The 14,949-nt window shown below is 70.4% G+C and carries 15 protein-coding genes; 7 read left to right on the top strand and 8 right to left on the bottom strand.

The window, feature by feature from the left end; all coding sequences use genetic code 11:
- The first annotated feature begins 51 nt into the window (after positions 1–51).
- Positions 52–756 (top strand): FadR/GntR family transcriptional regulator, encoded by a 705-nt coding sequence (locus OHA37_RS30305; RefSeq protein WP_266909831.1) that lies wholly within the window; start codon positions 52–54, stop codon positions 754–756.
- Here OHA37_RS30305 and OHA37_RS30300 read toward each other — a convergent pair.
- From OHA37_RS30300 to fabG, 3 genes are all read right to left on the bottom strand, one after another.
- The gene (locus OHA37_RS30300; RefSeq protein WP_443046233.1) at positions 737–1,165 is read right to left on the bottom strand and encodes a hypothetical protein; all 429 of its coding nucleotides are present in this window, start codon (positions 1,163–1,165) and stop codon (positions 737–739) included. The genes OHA37_RS30305 and OHA37_RS30300 overlap by 20 nt on opposite strands.
- A gap of 224 nt (positions 1,166–1,389) precedes the next feature.
- A complete protein-coding gene (gene fabI, locus OHA37_RS30295) occupies positions 1,390–2,163 on the bottom strand; it encodes an enoyl-ACP reductase FabI (RefSeq protein WP_266909829.1) in 774 nt (257 codons plus the stop codon).
- A 5-nt stretch (positions 2,164–2,168) separates the two neighbouring features.
- Entirely contained in the window at positions 2,169–2,888 is a 720-nt protein-coding gene (gene fabG, locus OHA37_RS30290) for a 3-oxoacyl-[acyl-carrier-protein] reductase (protein WP_266909826.1), read from the bottom strand.
- A gap of 185 nt (positions 2,889–3,073) precedes the next feature.
- Here fabG and OHA37_RS30285 point away from each other — a divergent pair, with 185 nt between their 5' ends.
- The 3 genes from OHA37_RS30285 (at position 3,074) to tyrS (ending at position 7,383) form a co-directional block, all read left to right on the top strand.
- Positions 3,074–4,597 carry a TldD/PmbA family protein gene (locus OHA37_RS30285; RefSeq protein WP_266909824.1) on the top strand — a complete coding sequence of 508 codons (1,524 nt, stop codon included), beginning with the start codon at positions 3,074–3,076 and terminating at the stop codon, positions 4,595–4,597.
- The gene (locus OHA37_RS30280) at positions 4,594–5,994 is read left to right on the top strand and encodes a metallopeptidase TldD-related protein (protein ID WP_266909822.1); all 1,401 of its coding nucleotides are present in this window, start codon (positions 4,594–4,596) and stop codon (positions 5,992–5,994) included. Before OHA37_RS30285 ends, OHA37_RS30280 begins: the two co-directional genes overlap by 4 nt.
- A gap of 123 nt (positions 5,995–6,117) precedes the next feature.
- Positions 6,118–7,383, top strand: a complete 1,266-nt coding sequence (gene tyrS / locus OHA37_RS30275) for a tyrosine--tRNA ligase (RefSeq protein ID WP_266909820.1) — start codon at positions 6,118–6,120, stop codon at positions 7,381–7,383.
- A gap of 90 nt (positions 7,384–7,473) precedes the next feature.
- Here the strand turns inward: tyrS and OHA37_RS30270 are convergent, their stop codons facing one another.
- On the bottom strand, positions 7,474–7,752 hold the full coding sequence (locus tag OHA37_RS30270) for a GlsB/YeaQ/YmgE family stress response membrane protein (RefSeq protein WP_266909816.1): 279 nt from the start codon (positions 7,750–7,752) through the stop codon (positions 7,474–7,476).
- 232 nt (positions 7,753–7,984) lie between these two features.
- Here OHA37_RS30270 and OHA37_RS30265 point away from each other — a divergent pair, with 232 nt between their 5' ends.
- Entirely contained in the window at positions 7,985–8,263 is a 279-nt protein-coding gene (locus tag OHA37_RS30265) for a DUF3099 domain-containing protein (protein WP_266909814.1), read from the top strand.
- A 157-nt stretch (positions 8,264–8,420) separates the two neighbouring features.
- Positions 8,421–8,690: a hypothetical protein gene (locus OHA37_RS30260; RefSeq protein WP_443046339.1), complete on the top strand. Its 270-nt coding sequence runs from the start codon at positions 8,421–8,423 to the stop codon at positions 8,688–8,690.
- A gap of 48 nt (positions 8,691–8,738) precedes the next feature.
- Here OHA37_RS30260 and moaA read toward each other — a convergent pair whose 3' ends face one another.
- From moaA to OHA37_RS30245, 3 genes are all read right to left on the bottom strand, one after another.
- Positions 8,739–9,728, bottom strand: coding sequence for a GTP 3',8-cyclase MoaA (gene moaA / locus OHA37_RS30255; protein WP_250742236.1), 990 nt, complete (start codon positions 9,726–9,728; stop codon positions 8,739–8,741).
- Positions 9,729–9,940: 212 nt separating this feature from the next.
- Positions 9,941–11,596 carry a solute symporter family protein gene (locus OHA37_RS30250; protein ID WP_266909811.1) on the bottom strand — a complete coding sequence of 552 codons (1,656 nt, stop codon included), beginning with the start codon at positions 11,594–11,596 and terminating at the stop codon, positions 9,941–9,943.
- Complete coding sequence (locus OHA37_RS30245; protein WP_266909809.1) at positions 11,593–11,958, bottom strand: DUF485 domain-containing protein; 366 nt, start codon at positions 11,956–11,958, stop codon at positions 11,593–11,595. The genes OHA37_RS30250 and OHA37_RS30245 overlap by 4 nt, the downstream gene beginning before the upstream one ends.
- A gap of 257 nt (positions 11,959–12,215) precedes the next feature.
- On the opposite strand from OHA37_RS30245, the gene OHA37_RS30240 reads away from it, so the two are divergent.
- A complete protein-coding gene (locus OHA37_RS30240) occupies positions 12,216–13,760 on the top strand; it encodes a S8 family serine peptidase (RefSeq protein WP_266909807.1) in 1,545 nt (514 codons plus the stop codon).
- Positions 13,761–13,899: 139 nt separating this feature from the next.
- Here OHA37_RS30240 and OHA37_RS30235 read toward each other — a convergent pair whose 3' ends face one another.
- Positions 13,900–14,943 (bottom strand): zinc-dependent alcohol dehydrogenase family protein, encoded by a 1,044-nt coding sequence (locus OHA37_RS30235; protein ID WP_266909805.1) that lies wholly within the window; start codon positions 14,941–14,943, stop codon positions 13,900–13,902.
- Positions 14,944–14,949 lie beyond the last annotated feature (6 nt).

Below are 14,949 nucleotides of genomic sequence, written 5' to 3'. Positions count from 1 at the left end.
TATCGTTCACATCACCCACATCGCGCCCGCCCCGAGAGGAACCCCGACCGCATGCCGCTGACCTCGCCCCGGCGATCCGCGCTCGTCGACCAGGTGATCGCCCAGCTCAGGAACCAGATCACCACCGGCGAATGGCCCGTGGGCTCGCGCATCCCCACCGAGCCGGAGCTCGTGGAGCTGATGGGCGTCGCCCGCAACACCGTGCGCGAGGCCGTCCGGGCCCTCGCGCACAACGGCCTCCTCGACATCCGCCAGGGTTCGGGGACCTACGTCATCGCCACCAGCGAGCTGGCCGGGGTCATGCACCGCCGCTTCGCCGGCGCCGACCCCCGGCACGTCGCGGAGCTGCGCTCGACGCTGGAGTCCTCGGCGGCCCGCCTCGCGGCGGAGCGGCGGACGGCGCGGGACCTCGTACAGCTGGACGCGCTGCTGGCGCGGCGCGAGGAAGCCTGGTCGGGCGGGGACGCGGAGCCGTTCATCGCGGCCGACGTGGCCCTGCACATGGCGGTGGTGGCGGCTTCGCACAACGAGGTGCTCATCGAGCTGTACGCGGACCTCGGCGATCTGGTGGCCGACTGGCTGCGCACCGACGTGGGCACGGAGCTCCATCCCGCCTCGCACCTGGACCACGCCCGGCTGATCGAGGCGATCCGGCGCGGGGACGGGGACGCGGCGGCCTCGGAGGCGGCCGGCTATCCGTTCGTCTGTCTCGCGAAGGAGGGGCGGCCCGCGGGGGTCACTGCCGCTGGTGGCTGACCCAGGCGGAGCGGACTTCCTTCCAGCAGCGGCCGGAGAGCTCCACCCGGCCGGCCGGGCCGATGGCCACGGCGGCGCCGTCCCCGTCCACGTCCCACCAGCGGTCGCACTCCACGTGCAGGCGGACCAGGTCGGTCTGCGGGTAGCCGTTGTGGCAGAACGCCACCACCTGCGAGCCGTTGATCTCGGTGTCGCAATCGGCCCCGAAGAGCTCCCGGGCGGGCCGCGCGGGCCGTACGGGCGGTTCGGCGGGGATCTGGGCCAGGTCGACCACGGCCGGGGCCTGCACGTCCGTACCGGGCGCCGGGGCGGGCCCCTCGTCCTGCGCGACGGCCCCCGGGAGCAGGAATCCGGTCAGGACCACCGAGGTGATCAGCAGGGATACCGCTCGGCTCCGCCTCGCGCGCACTCCCGTACCTCCTCCCCGCAGGAGCCGGGAAGATCCCGACGGGCCCAGTTTGCAGGCAAATGTCCTGATTTTCGACTCGGGAAGATCGGGCCCGGGTGCGGACATCTGATCGAGTCAGCCCGTACGGTCCCCACCCCGCGCACCGAAACGGCGGCGGCCGCGCCTCCCGGGAGGGGAGACGCGGCCGCCGCCGTACGGATGGAACAGGGGCCGGACCGGGGAGGTCAGGCACCCATCGCGTGCAGGCCGCCGTCGACGTGGATGATCTCGCCGGTGGTGCTGGGGAACCAGTCCGACAGCAGGGCGACGACGCCCTTGGCGGCCGGCTCCGGGTCCGTCATGTCCCACTCCATCGGGGAGCGGTGGTTCCAGACGTCCGCCAGGTCGGAGAAGCCGGGGATGGACTTCGCGGCCATCGAACCGAGCGGGCCGGCGGAGATCAGGTTGCAGCGGATCTTCTCCTTGCCCAGGTCACGGGCGAGGTAGCGGCTGGTGGCCTCCAGCGCGGCCTTGGCCGGGCCCATCCAGTCGTACTGCGGCCACGCGAACTGCGCGTCGAAGGTGAGGCCGACGACCGAGGCGCCCTCGTTCTCCGGGAAGAGCGGCTTGCAGGCCATGGTCAGCGACTTCAGCGAGAACGCCGAGACGTGCATGGCGGTGGCGACCGACTCGAACGGGGTGTTCAGGAAGTTGCCGCCCAGCGCGTCCTGCGGCGCGAAGCCGATGGAGTGGACGACGCCGTCGAGGCCGCCGAGCTCCGCGCGGACGAGGCCCTCCAGGCGGGCCAGGTGCTCGTCGTTGGTGACGTCGAGCTCGATCACCTTGACCGGCTTGGGCAGCTTCTTGGCGATGCGCTCGGTCAGCGTCGGCCGCGGGAACGCGGTGAGGATGACCTCTGCGCCCTGCTCCTGGGCCAGCTTGGCGACGTGGAAGGCGATGGAGGACTCCATCAGCACCCCGGAGACGAGGAGGCGCTTGCCGTCGAGAATTCCGCTCATGGTGATCAGTGACCCATGCCCAATCCGCCGTCAACGGGAATGACGGCACCAGTGATGTACGCGGCGTTGTCGGACGCCAGGAAGCTGACCGCGGCCGCGATCTCCTCGGGCTGCGCGTAGCGCCCCAGGGGCACCTGGCCGACGATGCCGGCCCGCTGCTCGTCGGTGAGCACCTTCGTCATGTCGGTGTCCACGAAGCCGGGCGCGACGACGTTGAAGGTGATGTTGCGGGAGCCCAGCTCACGGGCCAGGGAGCGGGCGAAGCCGACCAGCGCCGCCTTGGAGGCGGCGTAGTTGGCCTGGCCGGCCGAGCCGAGCAGGCCGACGACCGAGGAGATCAGGACGACGCGGCCCTTCTTGGCACGGAGCATGCCGCGGTTCGCACGCTTGACCACCCGGAAGGTGCCGGTGAGGTTCGTGTCGACGACCGAGGCGAAATCGTCCTCGGACATGCGCATCAGCAGCGTGTCCTTGGTGATGCCCGCATTGGCCACGAGGACCTCGACCGCGCCGTGGGCCTCCTCGACCTGCTTGTACGCGAGGTCGACCTGGTCGGAGTCGGTGATGTCGCAGCGGACCGCCAGCACGCCCAGAGCCGTGAGCTCGGCCGGGGGCTCGCCCGACCGGTACGTGATCGCGACCTTGTCCCCAGCTTCCGCGAAAGCTCGGGCGATGGCGAGGCCGATGCCCCGGTTACCTCCGGTGACGAGAACCGAGCGGCTCAACGGATCACCCTTTCGACTAGCGGTCTGAATACCAAAAACCTATAGGTCAAGTACCCCTTCCGGAGAATCGGGCTCCGACAGGGCCTCGGTACGGGCTCTGTCGAGTCCCTACAGAAAGATGTAGGCACGGCAAGCCCCGACGCGACATGATCGTGTCTGCTGTCCAGACCCCCGGGAGGACCTCCGTGCCCCATTCCATCGACGCGGCCTTCACCGCGCTGCCCTTGCGGGCGCTGGCCGACGCGGCGCTCGCGCGGGCCCGCGCGCTGGGCGCCGACCATGCCGATTTCCGGCTGGAACGGATCCGCAGCGCCTCCTGGCGGCTGCGCGACGCCAAGCCCTCCGGCGGGTCCGACACCACCGACCTCGGATTCGCGGTCCGCGTGGTGCACGGGGGCAGCTGGGGCTTCGCCTCCGGTGTGGACCTGACCATGGACGCCGCCGCCAAGGTGGCCTCGCAGGCCGTGGCCATGGCGAAGCTGTCCGCCCAGATCATCAAGGCGGCCGGATCGGACGAGCGGGTCGAGCTCGCCGCCGAGCCGGTGCACGCCGACAAGACCTGGATCTCCGCCTACGACGTGAACCCCTTCGAGGTTCCCGACACGGAGAAGGCCGCGCTGCTCGCCGACTTCAGCGCGCGTCTCCTGGCGGCCGACGGGGTGGCCCACGTGGACGCCTCGCTGCTCGCGGTCCACGAGAACAAGTTCTACGCCGACACCGCCGGCACCTCCACCACCCAGCAGCGGGTCCGCATCCACCCGCAGCTGACCGCCGTCGCCGTGAACGCCGCCACCGGCGAGTTCGACTCGATGCGCACCATCGCCCCGCCGGCCGGGCGCGGCTGGGAGTACCTGACCGGCACCGGCTGGGACTGGAACTCCGAGCTGGAGGCGATCCCCGGGCTGCTCGCCGAGAAGATGCGGGCACCGAGCGTCGAGGCCGGGCGCTACGACCTGGTCGTGGACCCCTCCAACCTGTGGCTCACCATCCACGAGTCCATCGGCCACGCCACCGAGCTGGACCGGGCGCTGGGCTACGAGGCCGCGTACGCCGGGACCTCCTTCGCCACCTTCGACCAGCTCGGCAAGCTGGCGTACGGCTCGCCGATCATGAACGTGACGGGCGACCGGACCGCCGAGCACGGGCTGGCCACCATCGGGTACGACGACGAGGGCGTCGAGGCGCAGAGCTGGGACCTGGTCAAGGACGGCACCCTGGCCGGCTACCAGACGGACCGTCGGATCGCGAAGCTGACGGGCCTCGGCCGCTCCAACGGCTGCGCCTACGCCGACTCCCCCGGGCACGTGCCCGTCCAGCGCATGGCGAACGTCTCGCTCCAGCCGGATCCGGGCGGACTCTCCACCGAGGACCTGATCGGCGGGGTGGAACGCGGGATCTACGTGGTCGGCGACCGCTCCTGGTCCATCGACATGCAGCGCTACAACTTCCAGTTCACCGGGCAGCGCTTCTTCCGCATCGAGAACGGAAAGCTCGCCGGTCAGCTCCGCGACGTCGCCTACCAGGCCACTACCACCGAGTTCTGGGGCTCGATGGAGAAGGTCGGCGGTCCGCAGACCTACGTCCTGGGCGGCGCCTTCAACTGCGGCAAGGCCCAGCCGGGCCAGGTCGCGGCGGTCTCGCACGGCTGCCCGTCCGCGCTGTTCCGCGACGTGAACATCCTGAACACCACGCAGGAGGCCGGACGATGACCTCGTCGAGTCGCACCACCAAGCCCCACGAGATCGTCGAGCGGGCGCTGGAGCTGTCCACCGCGGACGGCTGCGTCGTCATCGCCGACGAGCAGTCGAGCGCGAACCTGCGCTGGGCGGGCAACGCCCTGACCACCAACGGGGTCACCCGCGGCCGGACCCTCACGGTCATCGCCACGGTCGACGGCAAGGAGGGCACGGCCTCGGGGGTCGTCTCGCGCTCCGCCGTCACGGCCGAGGAGCTGGAGCCGCTGGTCCGGGCCGCCGAGGCGGCCGCCCGCGGCGCCGGACCGGCGGAGGACGCCCGGGCGCTGGTCACCGGCACCCCGTCCTCGCCGGACTTCGCCGACGCCCCGGCCGAAACCTCCTCGGCGGTGTTCGCGGACTTCGCGCCGGCCCTCGGCGAGGCCTTCGCCCGGGCCCGCGCGGGCGGCCGCGAGCTGTACGGGTTCGCCAACCACGAGCTGGTCTCCACGTACGTGGGCACCTCTACGGGGCTGCGCCTGCGCCACGACCAGCCCAACGGCACCCTGGAGCTCAACGCGAAGTCCCCGGACCGCCAGCGCTCGGCCTGGGCCGGCCGCGCGACCCGGGACTTCAAGGACGTGGACCCGACCGCTTTGGACGCGGAGCTGGCCGTGCGCCTCGGCTGGGCGGAGCGGAAGATCGACCTTCCCGCCGGGCGGTACGAGACGCTGCTGCCGCCCACGGCCGTGGCCGACCTGCTGATCTACCAGATGTGGTCGGCGGCGGCCCGGGACGCGGTGGAGGGCCGGACGGTCTTCTCCAAGCCCGGCGGCGGCACCCGGCTCGGCGAGCGGCTCTCCCCGCTGCCGCTGAACCTGCGCAGCGATCCGAACGCGCCGGGCCTGGAGTCCGCGCCGTTCGTGATCGCGCACAGCTCCGGCGACGACGCCTCCGTCTTCGACAACGGCCTGCCGGTGCCGGCGACCGACTGGATCAAGGACGGCGAGCTGGCCCGGCTGACCACGACCCGGCACACGGCGGAGCTGACCGGGCTTCCGGTCTCCCCCTCGTTCGGGAACCTGATCCTGGAGGCCGGCGGGGAGAAGTCCCTGGAGGAGATGGTCGCCTCCACCGAACGGGGGCTGCTGCTGACCTGCCTCTGGTACATCCGCGAGGTGGACCCGGCGACGCTGCTGCTCACCGGGCTGACCCGGGACGGCGTCTACCTGGTGGAGGACGGCCAGGTCGTCGGCGAGGTCAACAACTTCCGGTTCAACGAGTCACCCGTGGACCTGCTGTCGCGGGCCTCGGAGGCCGGCCGGACCGAGAAGACCCTGCCGCGCGAATGGAACGACTGGTTCACCAGGACCGCGATGCCGGCGCTGCGCATCCCGGACTTCAACATGAGCTCGGTCAGCAAGGGCGTCTGATCAACGGCGCCTGATCAACGGCGCCCGATCAACAAAGCGTGAGAGGTACGGGGCTTCCCCGCCTAGACTGGCGGGGAAGCTTCCCAGCTCTCTGTTCCACCTCGTTCAAGGAGACCCAGAACCGTGACGGACATCGTCGACGAACTGAAGTGGCGCGGGCTCTTCGCCCAGTCCACCGACGAAGAAGCGCTGCGCAAGGCGTTCGCGGACGGTCCCGTCACGTTCTATTGCGGCTTCGACCCGACGGCGGCCTCGCTGCACGTGGGTCACCTGGTGCAGGTCCTCACCGTGCGCCGTCTCCAGCAGGCGGGCAACCGTCCGCTGGCGCTGGTCGGCGGGGCCACGGGTCAGATCGGTGACCCGCGCCCGACCGCCGAGCGCACCCTGAACGACCCGGAGACCATCGCGAACTGGGTGACGCGCCTGCGCACCCAGATCGAGCCGTTCCTGTCCTTCGAGGGCGAGAACGCGGCGGTCATGGTCAACAACCTGGACTGGACGGCGGGCATGTCCGCCATCGAGTTCCTCCGGGACATCGGCAAGCACTTCCGCGTGAACAAGATGCTGACGAAGGACTCGGTCGCCAAGCGGCTCGAGTCCGACCAGGGCATCAGCTACACGGAGTTCAGCTACCAGCTGCTCCAGGGCATGGACTTCCTGGAGCTGTACCGCCGGCACGGCTGCGTGCTCCAGCAGGGCGGGTCCGACCAGTGGGGCAACCTGACGGCCGGCCTCGACCTGATCCACCGGGTGGAGCCGGACGCGCACGTCCACGCCATCGCGACCCCGCTGATGGTCAAGGCGGACGGCACCAAGTTCGGCAAGTCCGAGAGCGGCGCCGTCTGGCTCGACCCGGAGATGACCACCCCTTACGCGTTCTACCAGTTCTGGCTGAACGTGGACGACCGGGACGTCTCCACCTACATGCGCATCCTGTCCTTCCAGACCCGCGAGGAGCTGGAAGCGCTGGAGGCGCAGACCGCCGAGCGGCCGCAGGCGCGCGCCGCCCAGCGGGCGCTGGCGGAGGAGCTGACCACGCTGGTGCACGGCGCGGACCAGTGCGCCGCCGTGATCGCGGCGTCCAAGGCGCTGTTCGGCCAGGGCGAGCTGGCGGACCTGGACGAGGCCACCCTGGCCGCGGCCCTGTCCGAGCTGCCGCACGCGAAGGTGGCGGAGCCCGGCCTGGTCGTCGACCTGCTGGCGGAGACCGGGCTGGTCGCCAGCAAGTCGGCCGCGCGCCGGACCGTCAAGGAGGGCGGCGCCTACGTGAACAACGTGAAGGTCGCCTCCGAGGACGCGGTCCCCGCCAAGGAGGACCTGCTGCACGGGCGCTGGCTGGTGCTGCGCCGCGGCAAGAAGAACCTGGCGGCGGTCGAGGTCACCGGCTAGTCGCCGCCGCGACACGACGGAGGGGCCGGCCCGGACAGTGCGTCCGGGCCGCCCCTCCGTCGTGCTCCGCCGCAGAGCGGGCGGTATCCCTCAGGTCATCTGCCTCTTGCCGCCGCGCAACGAGCTGTAGATCAGGTCACCGAGACCGACCACCACGACGGCTCCCGCAAGCTGCAGCAGGTGCCTGATCCAGTCGACGCCCTTGGTCTCGTTGACGCCGATCCACGTGGCCACGGCGTTGCCGAGGACCGCGCCGACGATGCCGAAGATGGTCGTCAGCCAAAGGGGCTGGTGCTGCTTGCCCGGCAGGATCGCCCGGGCAATCAGTCCCAGTACAAAGCCGACGATGATCGCCCACAACCAACCCATGTCGAGCCTCCTCCTGGCGCGTTGTGCGCATGTGGGCCCAGTCTCGACCCATCCGGCCTACTGCGCATTTCGGACAGCGCCATTCGGGGGACACCCGCTCTGCCCGTCCGGGGGCACGCGGCGTACCGTGGAGGCGTCCGGGCCGGGGAGTGTCCGGCGATCGATCGGGTGGTGGGTTGTGGAGCGGACGAAGCGGAACGGGTCCGAGGTCTTCCGGATCACGGGGGCGCGGATGAGCCTCGCCGAGGACGTCCGGGGACGTCAGCGCCGGTACGTGATCTCGATGCTGATCAGAACCCTGTCGGTCGTCGCGACGATCGTGCTGTGGAACGTGCAGCGGCCCGTGGCCATCGTGACGCTCGTCGCGGGGGCGCTGCTGCCGTACATCGCGGTGGTCATCGCCAACGCGGGGCGCGAATCGACGCCCTCCCTGCCGTCCCACTTCATGCCGGCGCCCGTACGCCCCGCTCTGGGCGACGGGAACCTCAAGAAAAGCTCAGATCAATCATGAAGTTCCAGTGCACCGCACCGGGTCCTGCGTGACATACTGCCTACGCGCTCCGCATCCCCCGTCGGAGCGACGGACCGACGCCGGGCAGCTCCCCCCGTGGCTGCTCGGCGTCGCCATTCCGTCTTAGGGTTGAGCCGTGACTCCCCTAGACGCACCTCTGAACGACGCTTCCGGCGACGACGCGCCCCTCGACGACGTCCCCGCCGCCGACGCACCCACCTGCTCCGCCAAGGGCTGCCGCGACAACGCCGCCTGGGTCCTGGCGTGGAACAACCCGAAGCTGCACACCCCCGAGCGCCGCAAGACCTGGCTGGCGTGCGAGGAGCACCGCGAGCACCTGTCCCAGTTCCTGGGGGTCCGCGGTTTCCTCAAGGACGTCGTGAAGCTCGACGAGTGGGAAGCGCCCGAGGGCTCACAGCGGCCGTAGCCACTGCGAGCCCTCGGGGTCGCTCCGAGCCGTCGCCGGCGGCGGAGGTCAGCCGCCGATCGCCGACATCGGGCGGTCGGGCTGCAGGAAGGTCGGGTCGTCGAGGCCGGACCCGGCCTTCTTGCCCCACATCGCCACCTTCCACAGGCGGGCGATCTCCTCGTCCGGGGCGCCCGAGCGCAGGGCGGCGCGCAGGTCGGACTCCTCGGTGGCGAAGAGGCACGTACGGATCTGGCCGTCGGCCGTGAGGCGCGTACGGTCGCAGGCGCCGCAGAACGGGCGGGTGACCGAGGCGATGACGCCGACGGTGGCCGGGCCGCCGTCGACGACCCAGCGCTCGGCCGGGGCGGAGCCGCGCTCCTCGGAGCCTTCTTCGGTGAGCGTGAAGCGGGTGCGCAGGGATTCCAGGATGTCACCGGCGGTGATCATGCCGTCGCGCTTCCAGCCGTGCTGGGCATCGAGCGGCATCTGCTCGATGAAGCGGAGCTCGTACTCGTTCTCCACGGCCCAGGCCAGCAGGTCGGGGGCCTCGTCGTCGTTGAGTCCGGGCATCAGCACCGCGTTGACCTTGACGGGGGTGAGGCCGGCGTCGCGGGCGGCGGCCATGCCCTCGATGACGTCCTTGTGGCGGTCGCGGCGGGTCAGGGTCTTGAAGACCTCGGGCCGCAGGGTGTCCAGGGAAACGTTCACCCGGTCCAGGCCGGCCGCCTTGAGGGCCTGCGCGGTGCGCTTGAGGCCGATGCCGTTGGTGGTCAGCGACATCTTGGGGCGGGGCTCCAGGGCCGCGCACTGCTCGACGATCCCGACGAGGCCGGGGCGCAGCAGCGGCTCGCCGCCGGTGAAGCGGACTTCCTTGATCCCGAGCTGGGTGACGGCGATGCGGATCAGCCGGACGATCTCGTCGTCACTGAGCAGATCGGACTTGCCGAGCCACTGCAGGCCCTCCTCGGGCATGCAATACGTACAGCGCAGATTGCACCGGTCGGTGAGCGAGACACGCAGGTCAGTGGCCACGCGGCCGTAAGTGTCGAGAAGCACTGTGAGCCCCCTCCCCTGTCCGGTTTGTAGAGGTTTGCGCCATAGCGGATGAGATTACGAGCGCTACTGACGAGCCTACGCGAACCCCGTGTCATCTAGGGGTGCCCGAATGAACGAGACGAGGCGTGGCCGTGTCGTAGGGAAATACGACACGGCCACGCTGGGTGCTCGGAGCAATCCTCTGAGATGTACTGGCGCTGCGGTGCAGGGTGTCAGTGCGCGCCGGTTCCGGTGAGCGACCGGACCTCCAGCTCGGCGAACTTCTGGGGGTCGGCCTTCTCCTTGGAGAGGACGGTTCCCAGCCACCCCAGCAGGAAGCCGAGGGGGATGGAGATGATGCCGGGGTTCTCCAGGGGGAACCAGTAGAAGTCGGCGCCCTTGAACATCGAGGTGGGCTTGCCGGAGAGGACCGGCGAGAACAGCACCAGGACGACCGAGGAGATCAGGCCGCCGTAGATGGACCACAGGGCGCCCTGGGTGGTGAAGCGCTTCCAGAAGAGGCTGTAGAGGATCGTCGGCAGGTTGGCGGAGGCGGCGACCGCGAAGGCCAGGGCGACGAGGCCCGCCACGTTGAGGTCGCGGGCCAGGGCGCCGAGACCGATGGCCACGGCTCCGATGACCACGGTGGACCAGCGGGCCGCCCGTACCTCTTCCTTCTCGGTGGCCTTGCCCTTGCGGATCACGTTCACGTAGATGTCGTGGGCGAAGGAAGAGGAGGAGGCCAGGGTCAGGCCCGCGACGACCGCGAGGATCGTGGCGAAGGCCACCGCCGAGATCACGGCGAGCAGGACCGCGCCGCCGGTGGAGCCCGAACCGCCGCCGATCTCCTGCGCGAGCAGCGGGGCCGCGGTGGTGCCGGCCTTGTTGGAGGCGATGATGTCGGCCCGCTTGAGCAGGGCGGCGGCGCCGAAGCCGAGGACGATCGTCATCAGGTAGAAGGCGCCGATGATGCCGATGGCCCAGTTCACGGACTTACGGGCGGCCTTGGCCGTGGGGACCGTGTAGAAGCGGATCAGGATGTGCGGCAGGCCGGCGGTGCCCAGGACCAGGGCGAGGCCCAGCGAGAGGAAGTCCAGCTTCGAGAGCGAGTCCTTGCCGTACTTCAGGCCCGGCTCCAGGAACTTGACGCCCTGCCCGCTGTTGTCGGCGGCCTTGCCGAGCAGGTCGGAGATGTTGAAGTTGAACTTCCACAGGACCAGGAAGGTGATCAGCAGCGTGCCCGCGATCAGCAGCACGGCCTTGATCATCTGGACCCAGGTGGTGCCCTTCATCCCGCCGATGGTGACGTAGAGGATCATCAGGACGCCGACCAGCGAGACGATGACGACCTTGCCGAAGTCACTGGTGATGCCGAGGAGCAGCGAGACGAGCACGCCGGCGCCGGCCATCTGGGCGAGCAGGTAGAAGATCGAGACCACGATGGTGGAGGTGCCGGCGGCGGTGCGTACGGGGCGCTGGCGCATCCGGTAGGCGAGCACGTCGCCCATCGTGTAGCGGCCGGAGTTGCGCAGCGGCTCGGCGACCAGGAGCAGGGCCACCAGCCAGGCGACGAGGAAGCCGATCGAGTAGAGGAAGCCGTCGTAGCCGAAGAGCGCGATGGCTCCGGCGATGCCGAGGAAGGACGCGGCGGACATGTAGTCGCCGGAGATGGCCAGGCCGTTCTGGAATCCGGTGAACTGGCGGCCGCCCGCGTAGAAGTCGGCGGCGTCCTTGGTCTGGCGTCCGGCCCAGATCGTGATGGCCAGGGTGGCGACGACGAACAGCCCGAACAGGGTGATGATCAGCGGGCGGTGCTCGGAGGCGCCTGCGGCGGTGGTCGTACCCGCCGTGGCCGCACCGGCGACCGCCACGTACAGCGGGGCGCTCATTCGCCCGCCTCCATCCTTGCCTTGATGGCCGAGGCCCTGGGGTCGAGCTGGGCCGCCGCGTGGCGCGAGTACAGCCAGGCGATGAGGAAGGTCGTCGCGAACTGGCCGAGGCCCAGGACGAGGGCCACGTTGATGTTGCCGAAGAGCTTCGTCCCCATGAAGCCGCCCGCGTAGTTGGAGAGCAGGACGTAGAGCAGGTACCAGGCGATGAACGCCACGGTGAGCGGGAAGGCGAAGGAGCGGTGCGCGCGGCGCAGCTCGGCGAACTCCTCGCTCTGCTGGACGCGTACGAACTCTTCGGCCGCGGGGGTCGCCGGCGGCGTTCCCGCGCTGCCCGGGGGCGGCGCTGCTTCGGTGGTCACGGGGGACTCTCCTTGTGACGCGGGTGCGGTGGGGATGACGGACAAAACAACCTCCGTGGGGGGACGGTGGTGCCGATCCCCCTGTCAACGGCACGTCCGGCGCGTCGGGGTGGTTCAACACCTGTTTGTTTCTTTGGGAACTGATTCCTCGAACTAATGGCGCAGAGGGGAACAGAAACGCTAAGTTCGCCTGTCATGAACCCGTCCGTCGCGACCGCGCCCGGACGGCTTTTTTTCAAGGATGATCTGGAGAACCCATGGCTCATCTGGGATCCGGCCGCCGGCGTGCCCTCGCCATACCGGTCGGCCTGGCGCTCACCGCCTCGCTCGCCTTCCTGCCTTCGGTCGCGGCCTCAGCCGCACCGCTGAGCATCACGGCGGACGCGGCTACGACCTCTACGGCCGAGACGACCGGCCCGAAGCTGTCGTACGTGGCGAACCTGAAGACGTATGCCACGGTGAAGGCGGCGAAGAAGGCCATCGAGCGGGCCGGTGGAACGGTGGTGACGGCCTATGAGCAGATCGGGGTCGTCGTCGCGCACTCCCAGAACCCCGACTTCGCCAAGCAGCTGCGCGCCAACCGCGGTCTGTTCGACTCGGTCGGCGCCACCCGTACGGCCCCCCTCTCGGCGGTGCAGACCACCGACGAGGGCGCGACGCAGCAGCTGAGCGCGGCGGACGCCGCCAAGGCGGCAGCGGCGGCCCAGGAGGGTCAGGAGCCGCTGGAGTCCAACCAGTGGGACCTGCGGACGATCAAGGCCGATCAGGCTCACAAGATCAACGATGGCAGCCGGAACGTCACTGTGGGCGTCATCGACACGGGTGTCGACGACACTCACCCCGATATCGCGCCGAACTTCTCCAAGGAGCAGTCGGCCAACTGTGTCGGCGGCGTCGCGGACACCAGCGAGGGCGCCTGGCGTCCGTACGTGGACGGCAGCGACCACGGCACGCACGTGGCCGGCACCATCGCGGCCCCGCGCAACGGCGTCGGCATCAGTGGTGTCGCGCCGGGCGTCAAGGTCGCCGGCATCAAGGTGAGCGAGCCCGGCACCAGCCTCTTCTACACCGAGGCGGTCGTCTGCGGCTTCATGTTCGCCGCCGAGAAGGGGATCGAGGTGACCAACAACAGCTACTACGTCGACCCCTGGCTCTACAACTGCAAGGCGGACGACGACCAGAAGGCGCTGGTGGAGGCCATCGGCCGGGCCACCAAGTACTCCGAGCGCAAGGGCACGCTGCACGTGGCCTCCGCCGGCAACTCCAACCACGACCTGGCCGGCGAGTCGATCCTCGACGACACCAGCCCGAACGACACCACCCCGGTGCCGCGCACCATCGACCCGAGCGTCTGCTTCGACCTGCCCACCCAGCTCCCGGGCGTGGTCACGGTGTCGGCGACCGGTGACAAGGGCCTGCGCTCGTACTACTCCAGCTACGGCCTCGGAGTCGTCGACGTCGCCGCCCCCGGTGGCGACAAGTGGCAGATCCCGGCCACCCCGGACGCCAACGGCCGCGTGCTGTCGACGGTCCCGGGCGGCGGCTACGGCTACAAGCAGGGCACCTCGATGGCCGCCCCGCACGTCGCCGGTGTCGCGGCGCTCCTCAAGAGCGCCCACCCGTACGCCACGCCCGCGATGATCCAGGCGATGCTCAAGTTCCAGGCCACCAAGGCCGACTGCCCGTCGCAGATCTACAACGCCGCGGGCACCCTGGTCGACGCCACCACCTGCGAGAGCGGCTGGGGCCAGACGGGGTACTACGGTCACGGCGTGGTCGACGCGCTGAAGGCCGTCAAGTAACCGGCGGAATCCGCTGACACGCTGAGACACAGAAGGGCCGGGCGGGGAACATCCCGCCCGGCCCTTCCTCGCGTTCCGGCGCTGCCGGGTCGCCACGGTGCTGCGGCCCCTGTGGCCCCGTGGCCCTACGGCCCTTCCGTCAGGGCTTGATCATGACCTTCAGCGCGCTGCGGTCGTCCATCGCCCGGTAGCCCTCCGGCACCTCGTCCAGGGTGACGGCCCGGTCGAAGACCGGCGACGGGTCGATCGCGCCGCTGAGCACGTCCGCGAGCAGCTCGGGGATGTACGCGCGGACCGGCGCGACCCCGCCGCGCAGGGTGAGGTTGCGGTCGAACATGACCCCGAGGTCGAGGCCGGTGCCGCTGCCGTGCGGGACGCCGACGTAGCCGATGGCCCCGCCGTCGCGGGCGATGTTCACGGCGGTGCGCATGGACTGCTCCGTGCCGACCGCCTCGATGACCGAGTGGGCGCCCTGGCCGCCGGTGAGCTCGCGCACGGCCGCCTCGGCGGCCTCGCCGCGCTCGGCGACCACGTCGGTGGCCCCGAAGAGCTTGGCGATGTCCGTACGGACGGCGTGCCGGCCCAGTGCGATGATCCGGTCGGCGCCCAGGCGCTTGGCCGCGAGGACCCCGCACAGGCCGACCGCGCCGTCGCCGACGACGGCGACCGTGGAGCCCTTGCGGACCCCCGCGCCGAGCGCGGCGTGGTGGCCGGTCCCCATGACGTCGGACAGCGCGAGCAGCGCGGTCAGCAGGTGGTCGTCGGAGGCGGCGTCGGCGGGCAGCTTCACCAGCGTGCCGTCGGCGTGCGGGACCCGGACGGCCTCGCCCTGGCCGCCGTCGTGGCCGACCGAGCCCCAGAAGCCGCCGTGCTCGCAGGAGGTGTAGAGCCCCTCGGAGCAGTAGGCGCAGGTGCCGTCGGACCACATGAAGGGGGCGACGACGAGGTCTCCGGCGCGCAGGCCGGAGACGGCGGAGCCGGTCTCCTCGACGACGCCGAGGAACTCGTGGCCGATCCGCTGGCCCGGCTGGCGCTTGGCCTCGCCGCGGTAGGCCCACAGGTCGCTGCCGCAGATGCAGGCACGCAGGACGCGGACGACGGCGTCCTCGGGGCGCTGGATCGCAGCGTCGGGCACCTCCTCCACGCGGATGTCGTGCGGGGCGTGGATGACGGTGGCGCGCATGGTGGT

Source organism: Streptomyces sp. NBC_00335 (genome assembly GCF_036127095.1).
In the GTDB taxonomy this organism is placed as follows: Bacteria; Actinomycetota; Actinomycetes; order Streptomycetales; family Streptomycetaceae; genus Streptomyces.
Note: the sequence above shows the minus strand (reverse complement) of the source record. Positions and strands in the feature narration are given on the sequence as shown.

What these genes read in the sequence shown, in the direction of transcription:
- OHA37_RS30235 (WP_266909805.1), bottom strand. Translation starts at nt 14,943, where the DNA reads ATGCGCGCCACCGTCATCCACGCCCCGCACGACATCCGCGTGGAGGAG.
- OHA37_RS30250 (WP_266909811.1), bottom strand. Translation starts at nt 11,596, where the DNA reads ATGAGCGCCCCGCTGTACGTGGCGGTCGCCGGTGCGGCCACGGCGGGT.
- OHA37_RS30280 (WP_266909822.1), top strand. Translation starts at nt 4,594, where the DNA reads ATGACCTCGTCGAGTCGCACCACCAAGCCCCACGAGATCGTCGAGCGG.
- OHA37_RS30270 (WP_266909816.1), bottom strand. Translation starts at nt 7,752, where the DNA reads ATGGGTTGGTTGTGGGCGATCATCGTCGGCTTTGTACTGGGACTGATT.
- fabI (WP_266909829.1), bottom strand. Translation starts at nt 2,163, where the DNA reads ATGAGCGGAATTCTCGACGGCAAGCGCCTCCTCGTCTCCGGGGTGCTG.
- OHA37_RS30240 (WP_266909807.1), top strand. Translation starts at nt 12,216, where the DNA reads ATGGCTCATCTGGGATCCGGCCGCCGGCGTGCCCTCGCCATACCGGTC.
- OHA37_RS30305 (WP_266909831.1), top strand. Translation starts at nt 52, where the DNA reads ATGCCGCTGACCTCGCCCCGGCGATCCGCGCTCGTCGACCAGGTGATC.
- OHA37_RS30265 (WP_266909814.1), top strand. Translation starts at nt 7,985, where the DNA reads ATGAGCCTCGCCGAGGACGTCCGGGGACGTCAGCGCCGGTACGTGATC.